The following is a 26,282-nucleotide window of genomic DNA, read 5'->3' as shown; positions in this document are numbered from 1 at the left end:
GCGTTGCCGTCCGATCGCATCGGCAACTGATTATTGAATTGCGCCCGACAGCAGGCGGTCTTGTGGAGTGACAACTTCAAGCAATTCCCGCACGCCCAGGCTTGCAGCCTCGATAGCGCCTGCAACATAGCCGGGGAATTGTGGAGACCACTCGCTGGCGATGCCTGCGATCCGGCCCTGCCAGACTCCCTCTTTGGCGACGGTCGGCGGTGCGGTGCCGTGCTGGGCAATGGCGTCTAGATCGGTCGCGTTTGCCGTGTACGGGTCGCTCGCCCAATCCTTGATGAACTCGGCCTTTGGCGTAGCGGCCTGCGGGCCGAACAGCCGCGTGAGCTGCGTGCGGCAATGCGATCTCAACACGCCGTCGGGGATGGCGCTGCGAACACGAGCCGGAACACTGAAGAAGCCGAACAGCGCAGCGCTACCGTGAGCCGTCGAGGCGTCATGAATCTCCGAGAGCGGTCCCCTGGCGCTTCTGCCTTCACCGGAAAGCCCTTGCGCGCGCCAGAACGGGGTCTCGTAGACAGCAACGTATTTGGCGTGCCGCGCCATCCACGTCCCCGTGTCGCGCCATTTCCGCGCGAGCTTGTCCGGCAGCGCGGGCGTGAATCCGATGGTGGCGGTCACAAGTCGCGGCGGAACGGCCAACAGCACGTATTGGACACAATAGGACGTAAGCTGCCCGCAGGAGTCCTCGGCATCCAACTCGACGTGATGGTCGGCGCAGCGCAGGTGCCGCACCTGCCGGTCGCTCACGAGACGTGCTGGCGACAGTTCCCGGCGCAGGGCGTCGATCAGCGCTCCCATTCCGCCGACCAGGCGCATCGACCGCGGCGACGTGGTGTAGCCGTGCATGCGCGATGGCTGTTCGTGCGGCGATCGCTCGATCATCATGTCGCCGGTTTCGCACTGTTCGAAGCGCTCAAGGCCCAGGTTGCGGATGACGCGGTCCAACTGGGGTTGGAACGCAGGCCAGAACCACGTTGGCCCGAGATCGAAGCGATCAGGATCATCGGACGCATCGCAAACGCCAGAAACAGACACGCCGCTGACGGACATGGACTCGATGCGACCGCCAATCGTGTGGCGCGCCTCCAGGAGCACATAATCCTTGATGCCCTGCTGCTCAAGGAGGAATGCTGCGTACAGGCCGCTGAGGCCGCCGCCGCCGATCGCGATCCGAGCGGTCACCACGGGGCCACCCCTGCCACAACGCCGGCAAGATGGCCGGTGTTCAGGTACACAGTGGCTCCGTTCTCGGCGGCGACGATGTCCGGGTATTCACCTGCAGGCAGGCGTATCCAGCTACCGCGGATGTACCGCTGCCCATCGGCGAAAAATTCGCCGGCGAGCACCAGAATTTCTTCGCCGCCAGGGTGCTGGTGGCGAGGGAAACAGGAGGCGGGCGCGTACCGCACAATACTCGTGGCGCGCGCCTTCTCACCGCCCAATCGGTCAAGCAGTATGCGCTCAACGCCGCTCTGCGGAGAGTCAACCCACTCGTACTGGTCAGTCGCGACAACGGCCCGGCGCGTGAAGTCTGCATTGACGAACATGCCGTTTTTCCAGTTATAAATGGGAGACCGGCCGGCTTGTCATCAGCGGATGCTTGGCCGGCGGTCTCCGGGAAGGTTACTTGTTCGGCAGCGTAGCGTACGTATCGAGGACACGTGCCGAATAGGTCAGCGCCGCGCCAGCGTTCAGCGCAATCGCGACGCCCAGCGCTTCGGCGATTTCCTCCGCCGTGGCACCCAGTTCGGCCGCACTCTGAGTGTGAACGGAGATGCAGCCATCGCAGCGCGTGGTCACAGCCACCGCGAGCGCGATCAGCTCGTGGATCTTTGGCTCCAGCTTGCCGCGCTTCGCGGCAGCGTCGCTGACCGTCTTCAGCCCGCTCATCACATCGGGGTTGAGCGCCGCAAAGTCGCCCACACGCGCCCGCAGTGCATCGCGGTATTTGTTCCAGTCGTGCATCATGTTGGTAGCTCCGATTGACTACTGTGAAGCCGGGCGCCGTTGCCCGACGCCCAGCGAAGGATGGCGTCATACGGCCAGGTAGATGCGCACATCGGGCGCAGCGGCAAGCAGCGGCTTGAGCTCACCCACAACATCCGCGGTAAACAAATCGCTTTCCAGGTAGGCTTCCGCGCTTTTCACGCTATCGAAGCCATGCAGCACTTGCACGTCCTCATCACGCACCAGCAGTTCCTTCGATTTCGCGCCCGCGATCGTGTTGAGGAACGGGGCCTTGTACTTCTGATAGATGCCAGCGGCGGCGGCACGGTTGGCGGTGGCGATCGTCAGGATGATCTGCAGATAGACCATGAATTGGCTCCTATGGGTTGGGGGTTAAGCATGACGCCCGGCCATCACGCCGCCGTCAACTGGCAACACGGTGCCGGTGATCCACGAAGCGCGCGCGGAGGCCAGGAACAGGATCGCTTCGGCAACGTCGGCTGGCTGGCCATTGCGTCCAAGCGGATGGAAAGCGTTGAACGTCGGCAGGGTTTCCTTGACCTGCTCGGCAGTCATGAACGTGTTGTAGACAGGGGTTTCCACCACTGCTTGCGCGACGGTGTTGATGCGGATGTTCGAAGCGGCCAGTTCAATTGCCAGATTGCGCGTAAGGGCGTGCACACCCGCATTGGCGGCCGAATACGCGGCCGACGGCGTCGCGCCGATAGCCTGCAATGCCCAGAGCGAGCCGGTCTGCACGATGGCGCCGCCGCCGCGCTGCTGCATGGCCTTCGCGGCAGCCTGCACCATGAAAAACTTGCCCTTGAGAATCGTATCGAGGAACCAGTCGTACTCTGACTCATTCACATCGAGGAATGCCTTGGGCCGGAACACACCAGCGTTGTTGACGAGGATGTCGACGCCGCCGAACGCCTCGGTCGCCAGCGCGACCAGTGCGGTGGCCGTCGCAGGCTGCGCGATGTCGCCCACGTAGTAGCGCACCTTGGCACCGGCAGAATCGATGTCAGCGGCGGCCCGCTTGAGCTTCGCCTCGTCGCGACCGCCGATCACGACACTGGCACCAGCTTTCACGAGGCGGTCAGCCACTTCCTTGCCGATGCCGGAACCGCCTCCGGTGACGATGGCAACCTTGGAAGAGAAACTATTCATTAACACTCCTGTTGGCGACATTGAGCGGGTAGCTTCGCGTGGAAAGATCAAGAGTTCAGCTACACACGACAACGATATTCTTCGCCCGTTATCGCTAAGCCGCAAATGAGATAATCTGTGTAACGCGGAAATAAAATCTTTATCGCCCACCCGATCATGCAAGCGTTGGACTGCACGGTCCCGCTGGCGCCAATACAAGACGGAGTCGCACCTCGAGGACACCCCGACGCCTCACGTTCGCGAACGCAAAGACCTGGCAGTGAGATGCCACCCCAGTTAGTAGCAAATCTTTCCCGAAGCCCCCCCTCATTGCGCGGGACGCAAGCTGTCACCGTCGTCAGATTGGCTTAAAAATTGCCAATTCGATTGAAATTTTTAGTGTGGCCGCCGGTCCCGGCAATTGCTATATTCTTTGTATACGTCAAAGAAAATCTTTCTCGCCATGAAAGCGCCCATCTTTCTCAATGCGCTACGTGCGTTTGAAGCCAGTGCGCGTCACCACAGCTTCTCGTCCGCTGCTGCCGAATTGAACGTGACACCTGCCGCGGTAGGCCAACTCGTCCGCTCGCTGGAGGAGTGGCTGGGCACGCCACTGTTTCACCGCGGGACGAGCGGCCGCTCGCGATTGGTTCCGACCGAAGCGGCGGAACGCGCGTTGCCGGACATCCGCGGCGGCTTCGATCGGCTTTCCCTGGGACTACGGCAATTGCAAGAAGGATCGAGGGGCGGCGTGCTAACGGTCACAGCCAGCCCCGCGTTCGCCGCGAAATGGTTGCTGCCGCGGATCGACAAGTTCCATGCCCTTTGCCCGGAAACCGACGTTCGTCTGGATACGAACCTCAAGTTGATGGATTTCGTGGCTCAAGACATCGATATTGGCGTGCGATACGGCCGAGGCTCCTGGCCCGGCCTGGTGGCGGAAAAGCTAATGAATGAGCAGATCTTCCCGGTATGCTCTCCCGCATGGCTCGCCAGGAATGGCGGCCTTACATCACCGCATGACTTGGCCGGGAAGGCGTTGATACACGACCTGTCGGTGGACACCCACATTGGCTTTGCCTCATGGAATGACTGGCTTGTGCGGGCAGGCGCAGCTGAGGTGGACGCCAGTCGCGGCATGCAGGTTAACAACTCCGCCGCAGTCCTCCAAGCGGCCATTGATGGTCATGGCGTTGCGTTGGCTCGAAGCGTCATGGCTTGCGATGACGTGGCCTCGGGTCGGCTGATTCCCTTATTCCCTGAAATAACGCTGGCATCGGAGTTGGCTTACTACATTGTCTACCGAGGGGAATGCGCTTCGCTGCCAAAATTGGTGGCGTTCCGAGATTGGCTGTTGCAAGAGGCGGTATCTGAGTGCTGAGCATTTCACCCGTGCGCAGCATGGCGCAGCGACCTCAAGCACTGTTGCTATCGCGGGCCCATCACGGCCGAAAGTTGCGTGCCTTGGGGAAAGCCGCTCAACATTTCAACCTTCCCGTCAGCAGATTTGTAGATCACGCCGGGCGTTCCTTGAAATCCCAAGCCTTCCATGAGCTTGAGGTTCCCGCTCAACGTACGCTTTACGTCATCGGAAACCGTCGTGGCCGGGGAAACACCCCCTTTGTCAAAGTCGCGCTCATTTTGCTCGAGGGCAGCAGACGGATTACTGGAACTCAGGATAGTCGCCGCCTTACCTTCGCTATCGGGGCGGATCACGCCCACAAGCAGTTCGCGAAGCTGCACCTTGCCCGACTGCACCCAGGGCCGCGCAGCTTCCCACAAGCGATGGCACCACGGACAATTCGGGTCGGTGATGACATAGACCGTGCGGGGCGCGTCCTCGCGACCGTCACGAATCCACCTTGCCGACTCAAGCTGTCGCCAGGCCGCATTCCCCATCAGCCCGGCCACCAGTTCATCAACGACCTTCGTGTCCATGGGCTCCCCGTTGCGGTCAACGCGGGCGCCAATAATGACATCGCCATCCTTGGTAACGTACACCGCGACGGGATTCTGTCCTGCCACGCCAGCGAAACCGCGCAGGCCACCATTCACCTTGAACTCATGCAGGTTGCTGACCCCGCGCGACTCAAGCGCCGCTAGCACAGGGGGACGTCCACTACTTGCTGCATTCGACAGGAGTGCGACGAAAACCGCGATCGATCCACATAGGGCAACCGGAACTACATATCGATTCATGTTCATTTCTCGATGATGGGTTATTGATTCGCGCCGGCACGACAGAACCCACCCTGCAGCCGGGAACAGCGCAGGGACATTCGCGTAGAACTTGTGCCCCGTCGAGCCCCGGCTTAGTCCTGTACGCCAGCACGTCCGAATGGTGGCCGGATGCCACCGGTGGCGCATACGACTGTCGAATTGGCGCCGTCCGGCGCTTGTGCCATGGCTAGACGCAGAACGTGGCTATTGAGACCATTCATGGCCCGGTCCTGGCGATAAAGTGGATGGGGGATTGGCGGCAGAAAATTAATGCTGCCCGCACTACATAGATCACCATTGTTTCTGGTTTCCCCGGACAGCCGCAACCGAGATAAAGTATCCCCCATAGAAAGAAAAACTTTCCCTTTCAAAATTGCCTGTGAGACGGAGACTGTGCGGGGCGTTCGAAGCAGGCGGCCGCCAAAGATCGATCTCACGTTCCCACAGAATGAGATTAAACACGTCGCTCTCGCGTCATTCCGACGCTTATTCAACCTTCAGAAAGAATGGGGGCACTTAGCGGGACAGTGCCGGCGAAGCCGTGCTCCAAGCCGCTAATTGCCCTCGTTTAGTTACGGTCAGCTATGCGACGCGTCCCTCGAATATTCTCGCGGCAGCGCCAGAAGGATGAGAAGCGCGGCGATCAGGGCCACTCCGGCTATCGCATATAGCCCCAGAGTCGTGCTTCCGGTCATGACACGAATCTTCCCCACCAGGTACGGGCTGATGGCTCCGCCGAGGTTTCCAATGGAGTTGATCATTGCGATGCCGCCAGCAGCGGCCGGGCCGGATAGAAACTTCGGTGGCATCGTCCAGAAGACCGGGAGGCAACCGAAGACGCCCACCGCGGCTAGCGCCAAAGAGGCAATTGCCAACGACGTGGTGTCCCCAAAGTATCCGGACAGCACGTAACCGATGCTGGCAACCATTACGGTAAGTCCAAGGTGAAGTCGGCGCTCGCCGGTTCGGTCTGAGTGTCGCCCAACGATGACCATCGACAGCGTGCCAGCCGCGAACGGAAGTGCGGTAAGCAGCCCGATGATCATGGGGTCAGCGATGCCAGTATTCTTGATGAGTTCGGGCATCCAGAATGTGATTCCGTACATCCCGATAAGTATGAATAGAAAAATCACGGAGAGTAAAAGCGTGGCAGGTTGGCGAAGCGCAACCCGGAAATCGTGAGTGGCGTGAACGGGCGCCTCTTGTGTCAGCCGGCTCTTGACAGCGGCGCGCTCCTCAGGGGTTAGCCATTTTGCATTTTCCGGCCGGTCATCGAGCCAAACGAGAACAGCGAAACCGAGAAGTACCGTCGGCAGCCCCTCCAGGAGAAACAGCCACTGCCAACCTGCCCAGTTGAATACCCCATCAAACCTTGTCATGATGAAACCGGCAATCGGCCCACCCAATACCCCGGACACGGGGACCGACGTGAGGAACAACGCGTTGATCCTTGCACGACGTTTGGCAGGGAACCACCACGTGAAGTACAAAATAACGCCAGGAAGAAATCCGGCCTCGGTCGCCCCAATGACAAAGCGAAGTACGTAGAACCATGTCTCACTGGTTACCATCATCATCGCGGCCGAGGCCAGTCCCCATGAGATCATGATTCGAGCGATCCAGCGCCGCGCCCCGACACGCTCCAGAATGATGTTACTGGGTATTTCGAACAAAAAGTATCCGATGAAGTAGATCCCTGCCCCCAAGCCATTGGCCGCGTCAGACAATCCCAACGAGTTCTGCATCTGCAGCTTGGCGAAGCTGATGTTGACTCTGTCAAAGTAGGCAAAAAGGAAGCAGACGGCCAGGAATGGAATCAGCCGCCATGTTGCCTTCCTGTACGCAGACGCCTCGGGGGTTAGCGCATCTTCAGTTACAAGAGCTTCCGTTCGGATCATTGCTTGTCTCCTTGATATTTTCGAGTCACCGTGCCACTTGTTGGATTCGAAGGTGACCTCGTTACTGCATGCTTCCCGGATGAGATGAAGCTCGATGAATCCCGGAGTTATGGACCAGGTTCATTTCGCAGGGATGCAAGGGGCCAGTGCACTCAAGAAATGAGCGCACTGGTTGCCACCGGCGGCCGGCCGTCACCGCATCCGGCGCTTCCCGGCCACGAACATTGCATCACCTCCAACGAGGCGTTTCATCTGGAGGCCCTGCCAAAGTCGATCATGATCGGCGGCGGCGGCTATATCGCGGTCGAGTTCGCGAACATTTTCCATGGACTAGGCGTTAAAACCACGCTGGTCTATCGCGGGACGGAAATCCTGAATCGTTTTGACATGGATTTGCGCACCAGTCTGCATGAGGCCATGTCGAAAAAAGGCATCGAGATCGTCTGCTGCGCGGTTGCCGAAGAGGTGGTGCGTCGTGACGATGGCCGTCTCGATGTGCGGCTGAACAATGGCGAGACGTGCAAAGTTGACCAGTTCATGCTGGCCATGGGGCGTTCGCCCAACACAGAGGGGCTGGGGCTTGACGCCGTCGGCATTGAGACCTCGGCGACCGGTGCCATACTGGTCGACCGCTATTCGCGCAAGGCTGTCGGAGCCCACATCATGGGACCAGATGCCGGTGAGATGGCGCAACTACTCGGTATTCCGCTGAAGGCCGGCGTCACAAAGGACGATTTCGATCGCGCTATGGCGGTGCATCCGACTGCGGCCGAGGAACTCGTCACCATGTACAAGCCGAACTATCGGGTAAGAAAAGGCGAGCGGATCGACTGATCTAGTCCGCCGTACGCCCGCCGTAGCCCCCCGCGTTTGAGTCACTGTCGCGAACGTACGCCTCGAACGAACCAAGCTTCGTGGGCCGCGGCTCATGCCGTTTGTGGCGCGGTACCGCCTCGGCCGACAGATACCGCGCCACGGTGTTGCCGGAAATGCCCAGGTGCCGTGCGAGCGCTCACGCGCTCCGATAAACCTTGGGCGTTGTCCACATGAATTTCCGTGCACCGTTCGCTCAGCGTTCGATAAGACGCCCCAGTCGCATGACCGTAACATTGACGCCGAGGTGGCGCAGCGATGGCTGCACGACCACGCAGTTGTCATAAGGCGTGGCTATCACCTCGCCTCCGTCTCGGGCGATCTCAGTACCGGCCTTCTCAATGACTTCGAGCCCCGTGAATGGCTGTGAGAATCGGAAATCCATCGAACTGGCGACCACTGCCTGCGTGATCTCGATGAACTTCTGACGCGCCGGACGCGCCTGCGTCAGGTACTGCGCCAAATCGGCTTCGGCCACCACGCCCGCATGCAGCAGGAAACGCGACGCCGCATCGAGTGCGACCTCGCGCGAGACCGTGGCGAAGTGCTGCCCGGTCTCGATCAACAACGCATTGCGTGCACTGGCCGGATCACCGAAGCCGCCATAGTCGCGCATACGTGTGCCATTAGGGTGCCCCTTGTCGATGACCACGTGCTCAGGTAGACCGATCTCGGCCGCTAGCGCGATCGCTTTCTCGAGCGGCCCGGTCATCATCAGCGGCGCCGAGACCTCGTGCATCGAGTGAATATCGAGCAACAGATCGACCGTATCGAGCAGCGGACGCATGGCGCGGGCACGCGTCAATTCGCGGCTGTTGCGCGGGCCGTCGAGCGCGCGCATCGACCACACGCGGTTCATGTCCTCGTCGAGGTACCGGGTGGCATCGGCATTCTCGGCGCTGAATCGCTCATAGGCGCCGACATTGCCGAAGCCGAGCGAAAGCCGCCCGGCGACGGGCCGGATGCCGGCGGCGAGCAGCGTCTCCACTGCGATGGCGCCGCTGACCTCGTTGCCGTGCGTGAGCGCCAGCACCATCACATGCGGGCCCGGCAGGCCGCTGTCGAACGAATGCAGGTAGTCGATACCTGTGTTGCCTTCGCGCCAGCGCGCAATATCGGGAAAGGACACTTCGATCGGATAGGCCGGCAGCGCGGCGCGGATGGCTTCGATTGTGGTCATGGACGACTCCGTGGAACGCATTCAGGAGGGGCGGCTGCGGTAGTCGCGCGCCGCCCCGGACGAGGATTAGGCCGTGGCGGCGCTGCGCGCGACCGTCATGCGGCGGCCGAGCGCAACGACCGCGGCAACGCTCAACGTCGCAGTGGCCATCACGTAGAAGCTCGGCGCGAGCTTGCTGTGCGTGGCGTCGATGAGCCAGGTCACGATCAGCGGGGCGAAGCCGCCGAAAAGCGTGACCGAGAAGTTGTACGACAGCGCAAGGCCGGTGCCGCGCGTGCTGGTCGGGAAAATGTCGGCCAGCAGGGCCGGAACCGGCGCGAGGCTGGCGGTAATCAGCAGGCCCACCACCGTCTGCACTGCGAACAGCGCCCCGACCGTCGGAAACCGGTTGAGCAGCACGAACAGCGGATAGGTGGTTGTGCCTACGAGCAACAGCGCCCAAAGCATCACGCGCAGGCGGCCAAAGCGATCGGACATCGCTCCGACGACTGGCGCCGCAACCGTCTCAATCGCGCCGGTGACCACCGCGCCCAGGAATGAAAACGTGGCTGCGATGTGAAGCTGCTTTACCGCGTAGGTCGGCATGTAGACCTTGTGGACGTAGTTGAATGCCGTGGCGGCGGCCACCACGCCCGCGCCCAGCAGCAAGTTGCGGCGGTTGCGCACGAATACTTCGCGCAACGGCGACTTCTGCTTCTGTGCCGTGCCGAGCTTCTTGAAGTCGGCTGTCTCGTCGATGTTTCGACGGATGTAGAGGCCGACCGGGCCGATCAGCAGGCCGACGGCGAACGCCACGCGCCAGCCCCAGGCATTCAGTTGGTCGAGCGAGAGCAGCGCACTCAGCAGTGCCGCGACGCCGGCAGCGAGCACAGTGGCGAGGCCTTGGGTGGACATTTGCCAGCTCGCGAAGAAGCCACGGCGCTTCGGGTCGGCGTGCTCGACCATGAATGCCGTTGACGCACCGAACTCCCCGCCAGTCGAAAAGCCCTGCAGCATGCGCGCGACGATGATGATCAGGGGCGAGGCCAGGCCAAGCTGCTCATAGGTCGGCGCGAACACGATCATCGCGGTGCCGAGCATCATCAGGGAAATCGAGACGGTGAGCGAGGCCTTGCGCCCGGCGCGGTCGGCGTAGCTGCCGAGCACGATGGAGCCGAGCGGGCGGGTGACGAAGGAGATACCGAACGTGCCAACTGAAAGCAGCAAGGAGGTGGTGGCGTCGTGAGAGGGGAAGAACAACTTGCTGATCACGATGGCGAAATAGCCGTAGATCAGCAAATCGTAGAACTCGAGCGCGTTGCCGATGCTGGCGGCGCAGATCTCGCGCCATGGGCTGTGCGGCGCCGGAGCGGCCGCACTGATGTTATTCGTGCGGCCTGAACTGTTTAAATGCATTGTTGTCTCCTGGAATGGGCGCGCGCCTTCTTTTGAAGCGTGCGCCCGACCATTTCCGGGTACCTATGGCCCCGGCTATCTTATCGATTGCCGTTGCGTAGATCAGACCACGCTCGTACGGCTGGCGCTGAGAGCGGGTCGCGGCGATTGAATCATTGCCGGCTCACCCTAGTATCGGCAGAAGGGGCGAGCGTCGTTTCGAATGCGTCGATGTAGCCGAACAGCGCCGCGCTGCCGCCCGTGTGGACGAACACGATCGTTTCGTCCGATCCGAAGTAGCCTTGCCGAATCAAGTCGATCAGCCCTGCCATACCCTTGCCGGAATACACGGGATCCAGCAGCAAGCCCTCGGTTCGCGCGGCAAGGGTTACGGCCTCGACCATGCCCGCCGTAGGAATTCCGTAGCCGTCGCCTACATAGTCGCAGTTAGCCACGACTCGGTCGCGTCGAACCACATCACCCATGCCGAGGCGATCGGCCGTCTCGCAGGCGAGCTTGTACACGTTGGCTTCCTGCGCTTCTCTTGGCGCGCGCACGCCGATACCGAGGACATCGATACCGCTGCGCATGCCCTCGAAGCCTGCGACAAGCCCGGCCTGAGTGCCAGCGCTGCCGGTTGCGTGGACGACGCGATCGATCCTGAGTTGCTGCTCGTTCGCCTGTGCGACGATCTCCAGCGCGCAGTTCACGTAACCGAGCGCACCCAAGCTGTTCGATCCGCCACCGGGAATGATGTAGGGTTTGCCACCCAGCGCCAGGACCTCTTCGGCAACCTCTACCATCGCGGCATTCATGTCCGTGCCAGCGCCATACGTGCGCGTCGGCGCCCCTAACAATCGATCGAGAAACACATTTCCGGAATACCGGTAGTCGCGCGCCTCGTTTCCGGTGCGATCCTCGAGAAGAATGATGCAACGCATGCCAAGGCGGGCCGCTGCCGCAGCAGTCTGGCGCGCGTGATTCGATTGCGTCGCGCCTTGCGTGATGACAGTGTCCGCCTTCACCGCGAGCGCGTCCGCCATCAGGAATTCGAGCTTGCGTGTTTTGTTGCCACCGGTGGCCAGGCCGGTGCAATCGTCGCGTTTGATATACAACTTCGGTCCGCCAAGGATTTTGCTCAGCCTGGGCATCGGTTCGAGGGGCGTATTCAGGTGGCCGAGCTTTACGCGTGGAAATTTGGTGAGATGCATGAATTGCCTCTAGTGGTGGATCAATAGGTGGTTGGAATAGCTTCGATGCGACGCGCATACCGTACGCATCGCTCAGCCAGGTTCGACGTGGCGTCGACCATGGGAGCGCAAAGATCGCCGTCTTTCAGGGCGAGTGGGACTTCGGTGCATGCGGCGATGAGCACGTCCGCACCGGCCGCAATCAACGCACCGCCAAGCGCCTTCATGCCGGCCCGCACGGCGTCCGAGACGCCACTCGTCTTGATTTGGTAGAGCAGCGCCGCGAAATCGGCTTCGTAGTTTTCCGGTGGTTCGATGGTTTGCCTGCCGCGCCGTGAGAGCGCGGTCTGATAGAGGCCGGCATTCAGGCAGCCAGGCGCTGCCAGCAAGCCGACGCGACGGGCCGAAGGGTGCCTTCGAACACAAGCGTCGCTGGCCTCTTCGACCATACTCACAAATGGTATCGACACCGCGTCCCCTATGGCGCTTTCGAACGCGTGTGCGGTATTGCATGCCATCACGAGAAAATCTGCGCCGCTGCGCTGCAAGCCGCGCGCCGTCTCAGCTATGGCGCTCGCCGGAGATTCTCCTGTCCCGCGGATGGCGTGGTTGCGATCGGGAATCTTCGGGTTCGAATCGATGAGTACCCGCAGGTGATCCTGCTCCGTCGCCACAGGCGTGGCAGCCGTGAGTTTTGCGAGAAAATCGGCAGTTGCCATCGGGCCCATGCCGCCGATGACGCCGATCACGAGCTCGCGACTTTCGTTCATCTTCGCCATCTACGCCTCCATATTTCATGCATAGGGTTGATTCTATGCGTCGCCAGCGCGAGAATCCAATGACGCTTTTGGCGCGAACTATGCCGGAACCGAATAGTTTTCCGGACGCCGACAGAGCGTTCGCAAGCCCCTATTGACAACGGGCAACGGCATCGCAATGCTCGCCGCCTCCCGAACAGATCGCTTGAGTGTTCCCTATATGGAATTGAAATGGTTGGAGGATTTTCTGGCTGTCGCCAAATTGCGGAACTTCTCTCAAGCATGCGTGGCGCGGCACGTGACGCAGTCTGCGTTGAGCCGACGGATCAAGGCGCTGGAGGTTTGGTACGGCGTCCCGCTCATCGATCGCAGTTCGTACCCCGTCACGCTGACAAAGGAAGGAACGGCTTTCGCGGCGCTGGCGGAACAGATCGTGGCCGACCTGTACCGGAGTCGTCGTGAGGCGCTTGCCTCGCGCGAGGCAGCCGGACGGACGCTCAAGTTCGCCATGCCGCATTCACTGGCGGTCTATTTTTTCCCGATGTGGTGGCGAGAGCAAAGGCGCGACTCTGAACACCACGCGGCAGTCGTCGCCGCGGATCTGGACGAATGTATCGACTTGCTTTTGGGTGGCGCCTGTCAATTCGTCCTCTGCTATCGCCATCCTCGCGTCCCGAACCTGCTTGCCGAATCCTCGTTTCGAGGTGTGCGAGTCGGGGAAACCACCCTGGTACCGGTATCCGCAGTTGACGCCCATGGCAATTCCCGCTTCCTCTTGCCGCCGCGCAACGATGAAGCCATGCCGTTGCTCGCATACTCCAGGGAATCGTTTCTCGGCAAAGTCACTGCAACGTTGCACGCCGAATTGGAAGCGCATTTCCCGCTGGTTTTGCGTTATGAGAGCGCGTTGGTCGAAGCACTGAAAGTGGAAGCGTTGCTCGGTGAAGGTGTCGCATGGCTTCCAGAGGACATGATCGAGCCCGAGCTGCGCGCAGGGACGCTCCGTATCGTTGGCGACGCCGACAGCACAGCGCGGCTCGAAATCTGGCTGTTTGCCTCGAACGCCTCCGATTCAGTCAGCCTTGCCGATGAGCTTGCATTCCTGCGCCAGCTCAGGCGCGTCGACGATGCCGGCATTGCATGACATTGTCGTCCGTGGAGCAGATTACTTTTTGTAGCGGGACACCATCCTTTCGAGCGCAACAGGCTTGATTCGCGACGCTTGGGCCGCACAGCCAAATGCCTCAAACCGTGCTTTGCAAACATCTTTCGCCGCCTTCCTTGCAGCCGCGATGACCTTGCGCGGATCAAATTCGCTCCGGTCGTCCGTCAACGATTTTCGCATGGCGCCAGTCATCGCGAGACGGATGTCAGTATCGATATTCACCTTGCGCACCCCGTTCTGAATACCGCGCTGGATTTCCTCGACAGGAACGCCGTAGGTTTCCTTGATATCGCCGCCGTATTGACGAATGATCGTCAACCATTCCTGCGGCACGGAACTGGATCCGTGCATGACCAGATGGCTGTTCGGAATCTGCTCGTGGATAGCCCGAATTCGCTCAATGTCCAGGATATCGCCGGTCGGTTTGCGGGAAAACTTGTAGGCACCATGACTGGTGCCGATCGCAATGGCGAGCGCATCAACTCCGGTGCGGGCGACAAAATCCTTTGCCTGCGCCGGGTCGGTCAGCAACATGTCGTGTGACAGCGTGCCCACTGCCCCGGAACCATCTTCCTCACCCGCAGTACCGGTCTCGAGCGAACCGAGGCACCCCAACTCGCCCTCCACCGACACGCCCACCGCATGGGCCATCTCGCACACGCGACGTGTTACCTCGACGTTGTACTCGTAATCTGATGGCGTTTTCATGTCTTCGCAAAGCGAACCATCCATCATCACGCTGGAAAACCCGGAGCGGATCGAGGCTTGGCACACATCCGGACTGGCGCCATGATCCTGATGTACCACAATGGAGATGTCAGGGTGCGTCTCGGCGGCGGCCAACACCATGTGGCGCAAATATGCCTCGCCGGCATATTTGCGCGCACCGGCAGATGCCTGCAGGATCACCGGGCTGTCAGTTTCCTGTGCGGCCTCCATGATGGCCTGGATCTGTTCGAGATTGTTGATGTTGAACGCCGGCACACCGTAATTGAACTCCGCCGCGTGATCCAGCAGTTGACGCAATGAGATGATGGCCATGATTGCACTCCTTAACGTGATTGATGAGCGATCCGATGCTGTGCAGCGGCGGCACGATGCACGAGAATGTCAACAGCAGGAAGGGTCTTCCCTTCGAGGAATTCGAGGAAGGCGCCGCCACCCGTCGAGATGTAATCCACGCGATCAGCGACCGCGAACTTTGCGATCGCCGTCAGCGTATCGCCCCCGCCGGCAATCGAGAAAGCCGGGGAGTCGGCGATCGCTTGTGCCAACGCCCGGGTGCCATTGCTGAACTGGTCAAACTCGAACACCCCTAGCGGACCGTTCCATACAATGGTTCCGGCGTCCTCCAGGGGCTCGATCAACTTCGCCGCAGTCTTTGGGCCAACGTCGAGAATCATGTCGTCCGGTTCCACATCAGCAGCATCTTTGACGGTCGCAGTCGCCGTTGCGTGGAACTCCTTTGCGCAGATGACGTCCACCGGAATCGGCACCGAAGCGCCGCGTCGATCCATCATTTCGATGATGCGGCGGGCATCTTCTACCAGGCCGGTCTCGACCAGCGACTTGCCAACCCGGAGGCCGGCGGCCAGCATAAACGTATTGGCGATACCCCCACCAACGATCAGATGGTCCACCTTGGTGGCGAGCGACTCCAGAATGGACAACTTGGTCGAGACCTTGGAGCCCCCCACAATCGCCACCAGCGGGCGGATGGGTTGATTCAGCGCTTTGCGCAATGCTTCCAGCTCGGCCATCAGTAGTGGGCCAGCGCATACGGCCGGCGCATATTTCGCAATGCCGTGAGTGGTGGCTTCAGCGCGGTGTGCCGTCCCGAACGCGTCATTGACGTAGACATCGCATAGCCTGGCCATCTTTTGCGCGAGCTCATCGCTATTTTTCTTTTCCCCGGGGTTGACGCGGCAATTCTCCAGCAGCACCACCTGTCCCGGCGCGACCTCGAATCCGCCGGCCACCCAATTCCGGACCAATCTGACGTCACGTCCAAGCAATTCGGTCAACCGCGCGGCAACCGAGGCAAGAGAGTTTTCCGGCGCGGTATCTCCTTCTGCCGGACGCCCCATGTGCGAGGTCACCATCACAGCCGCGCCGGCTTCAAGTGCCACCACGATGGCCGGGACCGAAGCACGGATGCGTGTGTCGTCCGTGATGTTGCCTTTATCGTCCTGCGGCACATTCAGATCCGCACGGATGAAGACACGCTTTCCGGTGAGTTGCCCCTGAGAACTCAGCTTTTCGAGTGTATCGACGATCGGCATAAGGTTTTCCTATCGTGCGCTGGCAAATGCCGTCACCACATCGAGCATGCGATTCGAGAAGCCCCATTCATTGTCGTACCAGCTCGACACCTTGACCAAAGTGCCCGACACTTTCGTCAGGGATGCGTCGAATATCGACGATGCCGGATTGTGGTTGAAGTCAACCGAGACCAGCGGCGCATCGTTGTATTCGAGAATGCCGCTCAACTCCCCCTGCGCCGCGCCTTTCAGGATCGCGTTGACTTCCTTGACTGTGGTTTCGCGTTTAGCCACAAAGGAGAAATCGACGAGAGACACATTCAGCGTCGGCACCCGCACGGCAAAGCCGTCCAGTTTTCCGCTCAGTTCCGGCAGCACCAGGCCCACGGCGGAGGCAGCCCCGGTCTTGGTGGGAATCATCGACATCGTGGCCGATCGTGCCCGACGAAGGTCTTCGTGATATACGTCCGTCAGTACTTGGTCATTGGTATAGGAGTGCACCGTCGTCATCAATCCCGAGACGATGCCGAGAATTTCATGTAGTGGCTTGATCAGTGGGGCCAGGCAATTAGTAGTGCAAGAGGCGTTGGAAATCACGGTGTGCTCAGCCTTCAGAATCTCGTGATTGACGCCGTACACAACCGTAGCGTCAACATCCTTGCCGCCCGGCGCGGAAATCACGACCTTTCTGGCGCCGCCCGCCAGGTGGGCGCTGGCCTTGTCCTTACTGGTGAAAAGCCCGGTGCACTCGAGCACCACGTCAACCCCCAACGCCCCCCAAGGCAACTGGGCCGGATTGCGTTCGGCCAGCACGCGAATCCGATCGCCATTGACAATCATCGCGTCCCCGTCAACGGTCACGGTCCCTGGAAAGCGTCCGTGAGCAGTGTCGTATTGAGTCAGATGCGCATTCGTGCTCGCGTCGCCGAGGTCGTTAATGGCCACGATCTCGATATCATGCCGTTTGCCACCTTCGTAGTGCGCCCGCAGAACGTTACGTCCGATGCGGCCATAGCCGTTGATTGCCACCTTGATTGCCATACGTCTAATTCCTCCGAAGGTTATTGTGTCTGGAAGCCGTCAATGGGTTGCCCCAGGTCAGAAAATCCGGCAGATCTTCCAATGAACCCAGCACGCCGTCGCAGCCGAGGGATTCCGGGCCGCCCGGTCCCGCGTAGCCATAACGCATGATGAAGACTGGAATGCCAGCCGCACGCGCGGCAGCAACGTCGACACCGGAATCGCCCACCATTACGCTCCCGGCAACGCCGGATTCGAGCATGCGGCACGCGTGGTGGATGGGACCGGGATCCGGCTTCATCTGTGCGATCGTGTCGCCTCCGACAAGCACGTCAAACGCGTTCGCGAGCCCTGTCAGGTCAAGAAGTTGCGATGCGAGACGCTCCGGCTTGTTGGTCACGCAGGCGAGGCGGTAGCCACCTGCGCGCAAAGCGGCCAGCCCCGCCGGCACGCCGGGAAATACGCCGCTGAAGCGCCCGTTCAACACGCGGTAGTGCCGGTGAAACAACGCTTCGGCTCGATATTGCTCAACGGACGGTTCCAGCCCGCTGGCTTCGAGCGTGAGCCGGACCAGATTGGGAACGCCCCTGCCGATAAAGCCGGCGACCGTTTTGAACTGCAGTGGCTTCATGGACAGGTCCTCCAGCATGCGGCCGGCGGCTTCGACGATGTCCGGCGCCGTATCCACGAGTGTGCCGTCCAGATCAATCAGTACCGAATTGCATATCGTTTTGCCGCACCCCATCACGGCCTCTCTACAAGCGACCTGGCCACCTCGGCAACCCGGGCTGCCGTCAGGCCAAAGTGTTCGTATAGCTCAGCCGCTGGAGCGGACTCGCCGTAAGTGTCGATACCGAGCGAAGCCCCCCGACAACCAACCACACCGCGCCAGAACCACGTAACTCCGGCCTCCACGCTGACGCGCGGGATATCGACGGGCAGAACTGTGTCGCGGTAGCCAGTCTCCTGTGCGAAGAACACCTCCACGCACGGCATGGATACCACGCGTGCGCCGATGCCCGAGCCGGCAAGCACCTGCGCGGCCTGTGCGGCAATCTCCACTTCCGACCCGGTCGCGATCAATACCACGTCCACCCTGGCCGCATCGCGAAGCACATATCCGCCGCGCTTGACCGCTTCGATCTGCTCGGCGCTCCGTTCGAACGGTGTCAACGCCTGACGCGACAGGAGAAGGCAGCTTGGACCGTTATCACGCTGCACGGCTGCAAGCCATGCAATCGCCGTTTCCACCCCATCGCAGGGTCGCCATACCCGATTATTGGGAATCAATCGCAAGCTTGACGCATGCTCCACCGGCTGGTGCGTGGGGCCGTCTTCACCCAGTCCGATGGAGTCGTGCGTAAGCACATGAACCACGCGCTGTTGCATGAGTGCCGCCATACGAATCGCATTGCGCGAATAATCGGAAAACGTCAGGAATGTGCCACCGTATGGAATCAGACCGCCATGCAGTGCTATCCCGTTCATCACCGCTGCCATACCAAACTCGCGTACCCCATAGCTCAGATAGTTGCCTTTCCCATGATGGTTCACCCAGACTGAGGCCTCGACGTTGGTCAGATTGGACCCGGACAGGTCGGCCGACCCTCCGAACAGTTCTGGCAAGCCTTCCAGCAAAGGCTCCAGCACCAGTTGTGAAGCCTTTCGCGTAGCAATCTTCTTGCGCAGGGCAGACGATGGATCGCTCAGGAGCTGCATTACGCCATCCTCGAGATCGAGCGGGAGCGTCCCTTCGCACCGGCGCAACAACTCCGCCGCGAGATCGGGGTATGTCTTGCAGTAGCGGGAAAAGCGCTCACTCCAGGCGCTCTCCAACAAGGCGCCTTGCCCCCTGCCGTCCCATTCCCTGGCGATGTCGTCCGGCACATCGAACGGCGCAGCCGTCCATCCCAGTGCGCTACGCATGGCGGCGATTTCCTCGTCCCCAAGCGGGGCCCCGTGCACGTCATGCCCGCCCGCCTTTCCGGGCGCGCCGCAGCCGATCACCGTACGGCAGCAGATGAGCGAGGGTTTATCGCTCCCCTTGGCCTTGCACACGGCTTCGTTGAGCGCCAGCATGTCATGACCGTCCACGATCCTCACATCCCAGCCGTAGGCGGTGAAGCGCTGGGCGGTATCGTCGGCGAACCATCCTCGCGTCTGCCCGTCGATGGAAATCCCGTTGTCGTCGTACAGACAAATCAGCTTGCGAAGCCCGAGCGTACCGGCCAGCGAAGCTGCCTCATGACTGACGCCCTCCATCAGGCAGCCGTCGCCGAGAAACACATACGTGGTGTGGTCAATGATCTTGTGGCCTTCGCGATTGAAGGTGGCCGCCAACAGGTGCTCGGCAAGCGCCATGCCCACTGCGTTGGCCAATCCCTGTCCCAGCGGGCCTGTGGTGGTTTCCACGCCGGGCGTCACGCCCACTTCCGGATGCCCCGGAGTGCGCGCATGGAGTTGTCGAAAGCGCTGCAGTTCAGTGACCGGGAGATCGTAGCCGCTCAGGTGCAGCAAGGCGTAGAGCAACATCGAAGCATGACCGTTGGAAAGCACGAAGCGGTCGCGGTTGAGCCACTTCGGGTTGGCCGGGTTATGACGCAGGTGTCGACGCCACACCACTTCGGCCATCTCAGCCATACCCAGCGGTGCGCCGGGGTGTCCGGACCTGGCCTTCTCGACCGCGTCGGCAGACAGGATGCGCAAGGCGTTGGCGCATTGGGCCGCCATCGGTAAACGATTTGGGGCATTCATCGCGTGATTCCTCAAAGGGCGCCCAAAGCGCGCTTGCGGCGCTCCATCATGCGCAGTATGAACGGGGTGAAAATCAACTGCATGGCCAACTCCATCTTGCCGCCGGGCACGACGATTGTGTTGGCCCGCGACATGAAGGAGTCGTGCACCATGCTCAGCAAATACTGAAAGTCGATACCCTTCGGATTGGCAAAGCGGATGACCACCATACTTTCATCCGGCGCGGGAATTTCCCGAGCGATGAACGGATTCGATGTATCGACGCACGGAATGCGTTGAAAATTGACATGCGTCCGGGAGAACTGAGGGCAAATGTAGTTCACATAATCGGGCATGCGGCGCAGAATGGTATCCGTAACAGCCTCGGTCGAATAGCCACGCTGTGACTTGTCGCGCCACAGCTTCTGGATCCACTCGAGATTGATCACGGGAACCACCCCGATCAGAAGATCCGGATGGCGCGCGACGTTGACGCTTTCGGTCACGACTCCGCCGTGCAGCCCCTCGTAGAAGAGGAGATCGGTGTTGTCCGGCACAGGCTCCCATGCAGTGAACGTACCCGGCTCCTGTCCGTACGGCTCGGCTTCGCTGACAGTGTGCAGGTAACGCCGCTGCAAACCTGCCCCCGATTCTCCGTAGGTGCGGAACAAATTCTCGAGTTCGCCGAACAGATTGGTGTCAGGCCCGAAATGACTGAAATTCCTGTCGCCGCTTTCCTCCGCCTCGGCCTGCATGACCTTCATTTCCCGCCGGCCGTAGCGATGGAAACTGTCGCCTTCGATCACCACGGACTTCACGCCTTCACGGCGAAAGATGTTCGCAAAGGTGCGAGTCACCGACGTGGTACCTGCCCCGGAGGATCCGGTGATTGCAATGATGGGATGGCGTTCAGACATGGTTGTGATCTCAGGCAGGAAGACGGAACAAGCCTCGCTCGTTGAACAGCGGATTTTCTAATTCGCCGGCAAACGGTTCAGTGTGGTAGCGCTCAATGCGCTCAACCTCCTGCTTCGAGCCGAAGACGACACCAATGCGTTGATGCAGTCCTGTCGGCTCGACAGACAGGAGCGCTTGGCGGCCTGTGCTGGCGCGCCCTCCGGCCTGCTCAATGATGAAGGCGATCGGGTTGGCCTCGTACAGCAGCCGCAGTCTCCCCGGCTTTCCGGGATCCTTGGTGTCACGCGGGTACATGAACACTCCGCCTCGCATCAATATGCGATGAGCTTCCGCAACCATCGAGGCGATCCATCTCATATTGAAATCTTTCCCGCGGGGGCCCGCCGCACCCGCCAGGCACTCATCGACATAGCGCTTGACCGGCACTTCCCAAAACCGACTATTGGAGGCGTTGATTGCGAATTCCCGCGTTTCCTCGGGCACCCGCAGATCGGGATGCGTCAGCACGAACTCGCCAAGCATCGGGTCCAAGGTAAAGCCATGGACTCCTTCGCCGATGGTCAGCACCAGCATGGTGCTCGGTCCGTATATCGCATACCCCGCCGCCACCTGAGACGTGCCCGGTTGCAGGAAATCCTCCTCGCAAACGACATCGGTGCCCTCGGGCGCCCGCAGTATCGAGAAGATGCTGCCGACCGATACATTCACGTCAATATTCGACGAACCATCGAGCGGATCGAACGTCAGCAGATATCTGCCACGCGGATATACCTCGGGAATCTGATAAGGCTCCTCGAGTTCTTCCGAGGCCATACCTGCGAGATTCCCTCCCCATTCATTGACCTGCAAGAAGACATCATTGCTGAGTACATCGAGGTTTTGCTGCTGCTCCCCCTGCACGTTGAGTGCCCCGCCAGCGCTACCGTGCATATCGCCAAGCGCACCACAGGCGACCGTGCGCGAAATTCTCTTGCAGGCCACTGCGATATTGAGAATCAGGCTGTTGAAGTCGCCTGTCGCATCCGGATGGCGCCGGCGTTCCTCAATAAGGAACTGTGTCAGTGTGAAATGCTGAGCCAGTGACATGATGTGTCTCCAATTTTCCCGTTTCTTGTTCGCTCACTCATCGCGCAGCGATCGCTCGTTCGCGCAAATGTCGAATGACGGATTGATAGCCCCCGTCCGCGTCAGCAGCGCCGAATACCGCGCTGCCGGCCACGAACGTATCCGCGCCTGCGCGGGCAATGTCGGCGATGTTCTCGGCGTTCACACCGCCATCGACTTCGAGCAATACGGGATTCCCGCCCTGCATCAGATGCCGCACGATGCGCGAGCGGACCTGGCGCAATTTGTTCAATGTGCCGGGGATGAACTTTTGCCCGCCAAAGCCGGGGTTCACTCCCATGAGCAACACCATGTCCAGCTTCTCGAGCGTGTAGTCGAGGAATCCCAGTGGGGTGGCCGGGTTGAATACCAATCCCGCCTTGCACCCATGGTCGCGGATCAGTCCGAGGGTCCGGTCGACGTGCCGGCTGGCCTCGGGATGAAACGTGATGAAATTCGCGCCGGCCTTGGCAAACAGCGGGATCATCGCGTCGACCTGCTCCACCATCAGGTGCACATCGATGGGGATGGACACATGTGGCCGGATTGCCTCGCACACCAGCGGCCCGAACGTCAGGTTCGGCACGTAATGGTGGTCCATCACGTCGAAATGAACGAGGTCTGCGCCGGACGCCTCTATCGCACGGACCTGCTCGCCCAATCTGGAGAAGTCCGCAGACAGGATCGACGGTGCAATTCGAATCGATTCGCTGTTCATGTCAGGTCGCCTCGAAAAGCACGCCGTGCTGCCAGCGGCACAGGGCAGCAAGATCTACCCAGCGGTGGTCCATGCCCGGCAGATGCTCGCCCAGTGGTTGCTCCGGGTCACCCAGGTGGGGCAGCACCACCAGCGCCCCGTCAAAGCGTTGGTGTTCGGTGTATGCCGTCGGCGTGATGATGGTCGGAATGCCGGCGGACGTTGCCGCGCGCAGGCCGTTCCAGGAATCCTCGAGCGCAATGCACTCATTCCCCGACAGCCCGAGCTCGTCCAGCACGGCGTAGTAGACGTCCGGGGCCGGCTTCTTTCTCGGTGCAGTAACGCCATCGCAGATGGACACAAAGCGTCTGCGCCAATCGCGCCCTAACGGTTCGCATAGCAATGCGTCGAGATTGGCCGGCGTGGTCGTGGTCGCAATTGCAAGCGGCAGGTCCGCCGCGTTCGCTTCGTCGATCAACCTGCGAATGCCGGGTCGCAACGGCAATCCGAAACTGCGGACCCGATCGGCATAGTGACGCGTCTTGATTGCATGGACCGCATCGATGATTTCCCGGCACTTCGGGCCGAGCGCTTCCTCGGGCTCGATCGTGCGCCAGAAGTGCAGGACACGCTCCTTGCCGCCGGCCACGTTCAGCAGGCTCGTGTACAAGGCTTCGTCCCAGTACCAATCCAGTCCGACCTCAGCAAAGGCCGAATTGAAGGACTCGCGGTGTGCCGTTTCGGTATCCGCGAGTGTTCCGTCGACGTCGAAAATCAATGCCTGCATGTCTTACTCCTCCCTCTGCGCCCGCGTAAAGACGCGGCTGGCCAGCAGATCGGCCGGTGTGATCGTGGTGAGCGCCGAGTCGTCCGTTACCACATCGGAACTCCTGAGGAGCCGCGAAGCATGTCGCAGTCGAGCTCGATCCAGTGCGTTGCGCACGCTGCGGGCATTGGCGAAATGCGGCTGTGCCATGCGCCGCTCAAGGTAGTCGGCAAACACCATTCGGCTCCGCTCGTCAAACCGGTACTGCATGGACTCGAGCATCAGGTCGCTGATACGCAGCAGTTCATCGACGTTGTAGTCGGGAAAATCGATGTGATGTGCGATGCGGGAGGACATGCCTGGATTCGACTCATAAAAGCGGTCCATGCGGTCCTTGTAGCCGGCAAGAATGACCACCAGGTCCTCCCTGTTGTTCTCCATCACCTGCAGCAATATCTCGATGGCTTCCTGACCGTAGTCGCGCTCGTTCTCAGGGCGATAGAGGTAATACGCCTCGTCGATGAAGAGCACGCCCCCCATCGCCTTTTTCAGTACCTCCTTGGTTTTGGGGGCCGTATGGCCGATGTATTGCCCCACCAGATCGTCGCGCGTCACGGCGACGAGATGACCCTTGCGCACATAGCCCAACTTGTGCAGGATCGCTGCCATGCGCATGGCCACGGTCGTCTTTCCGGTACCGGGATTGCCGGTAAAGCTCATGTGCAGACTGGGCGTGCCCGCGCTGAAACCGCGCGCCGCCCGCAGCTTGTCGACCAGCAACAGCGCCGCGATATCGCGTATGCGGGATTTGACGGGTGCCAGTCCGATCAGCTCGCGGTCTAGACCGGTCAGCAACTCCGCAATTCCGGATGCCGCCAGCGATGCTGACAACGTTGCAGGCGGCTGTAGTTTCTCAATGGCTTCTGGCGCGGACATGCCCGCCTCCGTCGTGGACGATTGAACTCGGGATGACAATCACGGCCTTGACCAGCCGCCCCTCAATACCGCTCTCCCTCTGGCCGGGCTTGTACCGCATAGCTCTCGGCGGCGTACCGGATCCGGCGGCCATCGACCTCCTGACGCACGAGCCGGAATCCCGGTTCATGGGGCGGCCGATTGACGATGAACGACATCACCACGGACTCGACGGTGTGCGTCGCGTCGAATGCCGTCACCCGGATGTAATGGTTGGGAAAAGTTTTACGGGCGTTGTGAATCTCGAGGAGGATGCCCGCCGCGTCGCGCAAATCGAACATCGGCAAGCCGAACATCTCCCAGTAGGTATTTCGCGGGTGGGGATCGTCCGTGTATTCGATACCGACCGCCCAGCCTTTGTTGAGGCAATACTCCAGCTGACTGGAGATCTGCTCGTCCGTCAGGTCCGGAAGGAATGAAAACGTTCCCTGTGTGATGCGCATGATGTCCTCTCGTACGGTGTTCTTTCGATGGATTGCTTTCGCAGCGTCATGCGACCGATGCGGTCGGTACGAAATCCGACGTGTCCGTCGGCGTGTAATTGAAGGAAATGTCGCCCCAGGTGTCGAGCGCGGCTTTCAGCGGCGAGCACCACCGGGCGGCGTCCCGCAGGATCTCGGGCCCCTCGTTCTTGATGTCGCGCCCTTCGTTGCGTGCAAGCACCATGGCTTCGAGCGCCACGCGATTCGCGGTGGCACCCGCATGGATGCCCTGCGGATGCCCGATGGTGCCCCCGCCGAACTGCAACACCACATCGTCGCCAAACAGGTCGAGCAAGTCGTGCATCTGGCCGGCGTGAATTCCGCCCGACGCCACGGGCATCACCTTGCGCAGTGACACCCAATCCTGATCGAAGAAAACGCCTCTCGTCAGATCGGCCTTGGTGACGGCATCGCGGCACACGTTGTAGTACCCCTGCACAGTCAACGGATCGCCCTCGAGCTTGCCCACTGCCGTTCCCGCGTGCATGTGATCCACGCCGGCCAGGCGCAACCACTTGGCGATAACGCGGAACGACACGCCATGATTTTTCTGACGCGTGTACGTGCCGTGGCCCGCGCGGTGCAAGTGCAGGATCATGTCGTTCTGGCGACACCAGTTGCTCAGCGACTGAATGCAGGGCCAACCGACGATCAGGTCGACCATGATGATGATCGAACCCAGTTCCTTGGCGAACTCTGCGCGCCGGTAAATCTCCTCCATGGTGCCGGCGGTGACGTTGAGATAGCTTCCCTTGACCTCGCCTGTCGCCGCTGAAGCCTTGTTGACTGCATCCATCACGAAGAGGAAGCGGTCGCGCCAGTGCATGAAGGGTTGCGAGTTGATGTTCTCGTCATCCTTCAGGAAGTCCAGTCCGCCCTTGAGCCCTTCGTAGACCACACGCCCGTAGTTTCTGCCCGACAGTCCGAGTTTCGGCTTGGTCGTCGCGCCCAACAGGGGGCGACCGAACTTGTCGAGCCGCTCGCGCTCCACGATGATGCCGGTGGGCGGGCCTGCAAAGGTCTTGATGTAGGCTGCCGGGAAACGCATGTCCTCCAGGCGCGCCGCCTTGATTGGCTTGAAACTGAACACGTTGCCGATGACCGAAGCGGTCAGGTTGGCGACCGAGCCCTCTTCGAACAGCGACAGGTCATAGGCAATCCAACAGAAATACTGGCCAGGCGTATTTGGCACCGGATCGACGCGATATGCCTTTGCCCGATACATGTCGCATGCGGTCAAACGGTCGGTCCACACGACCGTCCAGGTCGCGGTGGACGATTCCCCGGCCACCGCGGCAGCTGCCTCCTCCGGCTCCACGCCTTCCTGCGGCGTAATTCGGAACAACGCAATGATGTCGGTATCCTTGGGTTCGTAATCGGGCGCCCAATAGCCCATTTCCCGGTACTTCAACACGCCCGCGTCATAACGCTTGCGCTGCTTGGCAGGTGTTACGTTGGTGATTTCCACAGCATTCATTTGGATGCCTCTCTCTCGAATTGAGTGGTTCGGTAAGCAAACATTAATGGAATTGAATCGCTGCGTGAAATCAGATATTCTTGCCT

The 26,282-nt window shown here is 60.6% G+C and carries 26 protein-coding genes and 1 pseudogene; 3 read left to right on the top strand and 24 right to left on the bottom strand.

What is annotated here, in order from left to right:
- Positions 1-30 precede the first annotated feature (30 nt).
- From PTE30175_RS20720 to PTE30175_RS20700, 5 genes are all read right to left on the bottom strand, one after another.
- Positions 31-1,194, bottom strand: a complete 1,164-nt coding sequence (locus PTE30175_RS20720) for a flavin monoamine oxidase family protein (protein WP_150698961.1) — start codon at positions 1,192-1,194, stop codon at positions 31-33.
- Positions 1,188-1,556, bottom strand: a complete 369-nt coding sequence (locus tag PTE30175_RS20715; RefSeq protein ID WP_150698960.1) for a cupin domain-containing protein — start codon at positions 1,554-1,556, stop codon at positions 1,188-1,190. The genes PTE30175_RS20720 and PTE30175_RS20715 overlap by 7 nt, the downstream gene beginning before the upstream one ends.
- Positions 1,557-1,632: 76 nt before the next feature.
- Positions 1,633-1,977, bottom strand: a complete 345-nt coding sequence (locus PTE30175_RS20710; RefSeq protein WP_150698959.1) for a carboxymuconolactone decarboxylase family protein — start codon at positions 1,975-1,977, stop codon at positions 1,633-1,635.
- A gap of 66 nt (positions 1,978-2,043) precedes the next feature.
- The gene (locus PTE30175_RS20705; protein WP_150698958.1) at positions 2,044-2,325 is read right to left on the bottom strand and encodes a hypothetical protein; all 282 of its coding nucleotides are present in this window, start codon (positions 2,323-2,325) and stop codon (positions 2,044-2,046) included.
- Positions 2,326-2,349: 24 nt separating this feature from the next.
- Positions 2,350-3,126 carry an SDR family NAD(P)-dependent oxidoreductase gene (locus PTE30175_RS20700; protein WP_150698957.1) on the bottom strand — a complete coding sequence of 259 codons (777 nt, stop codon included), beginning with the start codon at positions 3,124-3,126 and terminating at the stop codon, positions 2,350-2,352.
- A 442-nt stretch (positions 3,127-3,568) separates the two neighbouring features.
- On the opposite strand from PTE30175_RS20700, the gene gcvA reads away from it, so the two are divergent.
- Positions 3,569-4,486, top strand: coding sequence for a transcriptional regulator GcvA (gene gcvA, locus PTE30175_RS20695; RefSeq protein WP_150698956.1), 918 nt, complete (start codon positions 3,569-3,571; stop codon positions 4,484-4,486).
- Between the two features lie 47 nt (positions 4,487-4,533).
- Here the strand turns inward: gcvA and dsbG are convergent, their stop codons facing one another.
- Positions 4,534-5,304 carry a thiol:disulfide interchange protein DsbG gene (dsbG, locus tag PTE30175_RS20690; protein WP_150698955.1) on the bottom strand — a complete coding sequence of 257 codons (771 nt, stop codon included), beginning with the start codon at positions 5,302-5,304 and terminating at the stop codon, positions 4,534-4,536.
- Positions 5,305-5,903: 599 nt separating this feature from the next.
- On the bottom strand, positions 5,904-7,223 hold the full coding sequence (locus tag PTE30175_RS20685; RefSeq protein ID WP_150698954.1) for an MFS transporter: 1,320 nt from the start codon (positions 7,221-7,223) through the stop codon (positions 5,904-5,906).
- A gap of 159 nt (positions 7,224-7,382) precedes the next feature.
- Here PTE30175_RS20685 and PTE30175_RS20680 point away from each other — a divergent pair, with 159 nt between their 5' ends.
- Positions 7,383-8,057, top strand: coding sequence for an FAD-dependent oxidoreductase (locus PTE30175_RS20680; RefSeq protein WP_224788898.1), 675 nt, complete (start codon positions 7,383-7,385; stop codon positions 8,055-8,057).
- A 31-nt stretch (positions 8,058-8,088) separates the two neighbouring features.
- Here PTE30175_RS20680 and PTE30175_RS20675 read toward each other — a convergent pair.
- From PTE30175_RS20675 to cuyB, 5 genes and pseudogenes are all read right to left on the bottom strand, one after another.
- Positions 8,089-8,296 (bottom strand): annotated as a pseudogene (locus PTE30175_RS20675) (IS21 family transposase); the annotation flags it as partial.
- Positions 8,293-9,276, bottom strand: coding sequence for a M14 family metallopeptidase (locus PTE30175_RS20670; protein ID WP_150698952.1), 984 nt, complete (start codon positions 9,274-9,276; stop codon positions 8,293-8,295). The gene PTE30175_RS20670 and the pseudogene PTE30175_RS20675, both read right to left, overlap by 4 nt.
- Positions 9,277-9,342: 66 nt before the next feature.
- Positions 9,343-10,671: an MFS transporter gene (locus tag PTE30175_RS20665; protein WP_150698951.1), complete on the bottom strand. Its 1,329-nt coding sequence runs from the start codon at positions 10,669-10,671 to the stop codon at positions 9,343-9,345.
- 152 nt (positions 10,672-10,823) lie between these two features.
- A complete protein-coding gene (cuyA, locus tag PTE30175_RS20660) occupies positions 10,824-11,861 on the bottom strand; it encodes a D-cysteate sulfo-lyase (RefSeq protein WP_150698950.1) in 1,038 nt (345 codons plus the stop codon).
- Between the two features lie 20 nt (positions 11,862-11,881).
- Positions 11,882-12,619, bottom strand: a complete 738-nt coding sequence (gene cuyB / locus PTE30175_RS20655; RefSeq protein ID WP_224788897.1) for a cysteate racemase — start codon at positions 12,617-12,619, stop codon at positions 11,882-11,884.
- Between the two features lie 157 nt (positions 12,620-12,776).
- On the opposite strand from cuyB, the gene PTE30175_RS20650 reads away from it, so the two are divergent.
- Positions 12,777-13,742, top strand: coding sequence for a LysR family transcriptional regulator (locus tag PTE30175_RS20650; protein ID WP_150698949.1), 966 nt, complete (start codon positions 12,777-12,779; stop codon positions 13,740-13,742).
- Between the two features lie 21 nt (positions 13,743-13,763).
- Here the strand turns inward: PTE30175_RS20650 and fba are convergent, their stop codons facing one another.
- From fba to PTE30175_RS20590, 12 genes are all read right to left on the bottom strand, one after another.
- The gene (gene fba, locus PTE30175_RS20645) at positions 13,764-14,804 is read right to left on the bottom strand and encodes a class II fructose-bisphosphate aldolase (protein ID WP_150698948.1); all 1,041 of its coding nucleotides are present in this window, start codon (positions 14,802-14,804) and stop codon (positions 13,764-13,766) included.
- 11 nt (positions 14,805-14,815) lie between these two features.
- Positions 14,816-16,045, bottom strand: coding sequence for a phosphoglycerate kinase (locus PTE30175_RS20640; protein WP_150698947.1), 1,230 nt, complete (start codon positions 16,043-16,045; stop codon positions 14,816-14,818).
- 9 nt (positions 16,046-16,054) lie between these two features.
- Positions 16,055-17,065: a type I glyceraldehyde-3-phosphate dehydrogenase gene (gap, locus tag PTE30175_RS20635; protein ID WP_150698946.1), complete on the bottom strand. Its 1,011-nt coding sequence runs from the start codon at positions 17,063-17,065 to the stop codon at positions 16,055-16,057.
- Between the two features lie 4 nt (positions 17,066-17,069).
- Positions 17,070-17,789, bottom strand: coding sequence for a phosphoglycolate phosphatase (gene gph, locus PTE30175_RS20630; protein ID WP_150698945.1), 720 nt, complete (start codon positions 17,787-17,789; stop codon positions 17,070-17,072).
- Positions 17,789-19,798 carry a transketolase gene (tkt, locus tag PTE30175_RS20625; RefSeq protein ID WP_150698944.1) on the bottom strand — a complete coding sequence of 670 codons (2,010 nt, stop codon included), beginning with the start codon at positions 19,796-19,798 and terminating at the stop codon, positions 17,789-17,791. The genes gph and tkt overlap by 1 nt, the downstream gene beginning before the upstream one ends.
- Positions 19,799-19,809: 11 nt before the next feature.
- Positions 19,810-20,694, bottom strand: a complete 885-nt coding sequence (locus PTE30175_RS20620; protein ID WP_150698943.1) for a phosphoribulokinase — start codon at positions 20,692-20,694, stop codon at positions 19,810-19,812.
- Positions 20,695-20,704: 10 nt separating this feature from the next.
- Positions 20,705-21,781, bottom strand: a complete 1,077-nt coding sequence (locus PTE30175_RS20615; RefSeq protein WP_150698942.1) for a class 1 fructose-bisphosphatase — start codon at positions 21,779-21,781, stop codon at positions 20,705-20,707.
- A gap of 37 nt (positions 21,782-21,818) precedes the next feature.
- Positions 21,819-22,517, bottom strand: coding sequence for a ribulose-phosphate 3-epimerase (gene rpe / locus PTE30175_RS20610; protein ID WP_150698941.1), 699 nt, complete (start codon positions 22,515-22,517; stop codon positions 21,819-21,821).
- A gap of 1 nt (position 22,518) precedes the next feature.
- Positions 22,519-23,283: an HAD family hydrolase gene (locus tag PTE30175_RS20605; protein ID WP_150698940.1), complete on the bottom strand. Its 765-nt coding sequence runs from the start codon at positions 23,281-23,283 to the stop codon at positions 22,519-22,521.
- Positions 23,284-23,286: 3 nt separating this feature from the next.
- The gene (cbbX, locus tag PTE30175_RS20600; protein WP_150698939.1) at positions 23,287-24,198 is read right to left on the bottom strand and encodes a CbbX protein; all 912 of its coding nucleotides are present in this window, start codon (positions 24,196-24,198) and stop codon (positions 23,287-23,289) included.
- A 62-nt stretch (positions 24,199-24,260) separates the two neighbouring features.
- Complete coding sequence (locus PTE30175_RS20595) at positions 24,261-24,680, bottom strand: ribulose bisphosphate carboxylase small subunit (RefSeq protein WP_150698938.1); 420 nt, start codon at positions 24,678-24,680, stop codon at positions 24,261-24,263.
- 46 nt (positions 24,681-24,726) lie between these two features.
- The gene (locus PTE30175_RS20590) at positions 24,727-26,196 is read right to left on the bottom strand and encodes a form I ribulose bisphosphate carboxylase large subunit (RefSeq protein WP_150698937.1); all 1,470 of its coding nucleotides are present in this window, start codon (positions 26,194-26,196) and stop codon (positions 24,727-24,729) included.
- Between the last annotated feature and the right edge of the window lie 86 nt (positions 26,197-26,282).

The sequence above is a fragment of the Pandoraea terrae genome (assembly GCF_902459695.1).
Classification (GTDB): domain Bacteria; phylum Pseudomonadota; class Gammaproteobacteria; order Burkholderiales; family Burkholderiaceae; genus Pandoraea; species Pandoraea terrae.
Note: the sequence above shows the minus strand (reverse complement) of the source record. Positions and strands in the feature narration are given on the sequence as shown.

What these genes read in the sequence shown, in the direction of transcription:
- PTE30175_RS20715 (WP_150698960.1), bottom strand. Translation starts at nt 1,556, where the DNA reads ATGTTCGTCAATGCAGACTTCACGCGCCGGGCCGTTGTCGCGACTGAC.
- PTE30175_RS20710 (WP_150698959.1), bottom strand. Translation starts at nt 1,977, where the DNA reads ATGATGCACGACTGGAACAAATACCGCGATGCACTGCGGGCGCGTGTG.
- PTE30175_RS20705 (WP_150698958.1), bottom strand. Translation starts at nt 2,325, where the DNA reads ATGGTCTATCTGCAGATCATCCTGACGATCGCCACCGCCAACCGTGCC.
- PTE30175_RS20700 (WP_150698957.1), bottom strand. Translation starts at nt 3,126, where the DNA reads ATGAATAGTTTCTCTTCCAAGGTTGCCATCGTCACCGGAGGCGGTTCC.
- gcvA (WP_150698956.1), top strand. Translation starts at nt 3,569, where the DNA reads ATGAAAGCGCCCATCTTTCTCAATGCGCTACGTGCGTTTGAAGCCAGT.
- dsbG (WP_150698955.1), bottom strand. Translation starts at nt 5,304, where the DNA reads ATGAATCGATATGTAGTTCCGGTTGCCCTATGTGGATCGATCGCGGTT.
- PTE30175_RS20685 (WP_150698954.1), bottom strand. Translation starts at nt 7,223, where the DNA reads ATGATCCGAACGGAAGCTCTTGTAACTGAAGATGCGCTAACCCCCGAG.
- PTE30175_RS20680 (WP_224788898.1), top strand. Translation starts at nt 7,383, where the DNA reads ATGAGCGCACTGGTTGCCACCGGCGGCCGGCCGTCACCGCATCCGGCG.
- PTE30175_RS20670 (WP_150698952.1), bottom strand. Translation starts at nt 9,276, where the DNA reads ATGACCACAATCGAAGCCATCCGCGCCGCGCTGCCGGCCTATCCGATC.
- PTE30175_RS20665 (WP_150698951.1), bottom strand. Translation starts at nt 10,671, where the DNA reads ATGCATTTAAACAGTTCAGGCCGCACGAATAACATCAGTGCGGCCGCT.
- cuyA (WP_150698950.1), bottom strand. Translation starts at nt 11,861, where the DNA reads ATGCATCTCACCAAATTTCCACGCGTAAAGCTCGGCCACCTGAATACG.
- cuyB (WP_224788897.1), bottom strand. Translation starts at nt 12,619, where the DNA reads ATGGCGAAGATGAACGAAAGTCGCGAGCTCGTGATCGGCGTCATCGGC.
- PTE30175_RS20650 (WP_150698949.1), top strand. Translation starts at nt 12,777, where the DNA reads ATGCTCGCCGCCTCCCGAACAGATCGCTTGAGTGTTCCCTATATGGAA.
- fba (WP_150698948.1), bottom strand. Translation starts at nt 14,804, where the DNA reads ATGGCCATCATCTCATTGCGTCAACTGCTGGATCACGCGGCGGAGTTC.
- PTE30175_RS20640 (WP_150698947.1), bottom strand. Translation starts at nt 16,045, where the DNA reads ATGCCGATCGTCGATACACTCGAAAAGCTGAGTTCTCAGGGGCAACTC.
- gap (WP_150698946.1), bottom strand. Translation starts at nt 17,065, where the DNA reads ATGGCAATCAAGGTGGCAATCAACGGCTATGGCCGCATCGGACGTAAC.
- gph (WP_150698945.1), bottom strand. Translation starts at nt 17,789, where the DNA reads ATGGGGTGCGGCAAAACGATATGCAATTCGGTACTGATTGATCTGGAC.
- tkt (WP_150698944.1), bottom strand. Translation starts at nt 19,798, where the DNA reads ATGAATGCCCCAAATCGTTTACCGATGGCGGCCCAATGCGCCAACGCC.
- PTE30175_RS20620 (WP_150698943.1), bottom strand. Translation starts at nt 20,694, where the DNA reads ATGTCTGAACGCCATCCCATCATTGCAATCACCGGATCCTCCGGGGCA.
- PTE30175_RS20615 (WP_150698942.1), bottom strand. Translation starts at nt 21,781, where the DNA reads ATGTCACTGGCTCAGCATTTCACACTGACACAGTTCCTTATTGAGGAA.
- rpe (WP_150698941.1), bottom strand. Translation starts at nt 22,517, where the DNA reads ATGAACAGCGAATCGATTCGAATTGCACCGTCGATCCTGTCTGCGGAC.
- PTE30175_RS20605 (WP_150698940.1), bottom strand. Translation starts at nt 23,283, where the DNA reads ATGCAGGCATTGATTTTCGACGTCGACGGAACACTCGCGGATACCGAA.
- cbbX (WP_150698939.1), bottom strand. Translation starts at nt 24,198, where the DNA reads ATGTCCGCGCCAGAAGCCATTGAGAAACTACAGCCGCCTGCAACGTTG.
- PTE30175_RS20595 (WP_150698938.1), bottom strand. Translation starts at nt 24,680, where the DNA reads ATGCGCATCACACAGGGAACGTTTTCATTCCTTCCGGACCTGACGGAC.
- PTE30175_RS20590 (WP_150698937.1), bottom strand. Translation starts at nt 26,196, where the DNA reads ATGAATGCTGTGGAAATCACCAACGTAACACCTGCCAAGCAGCGCAAG.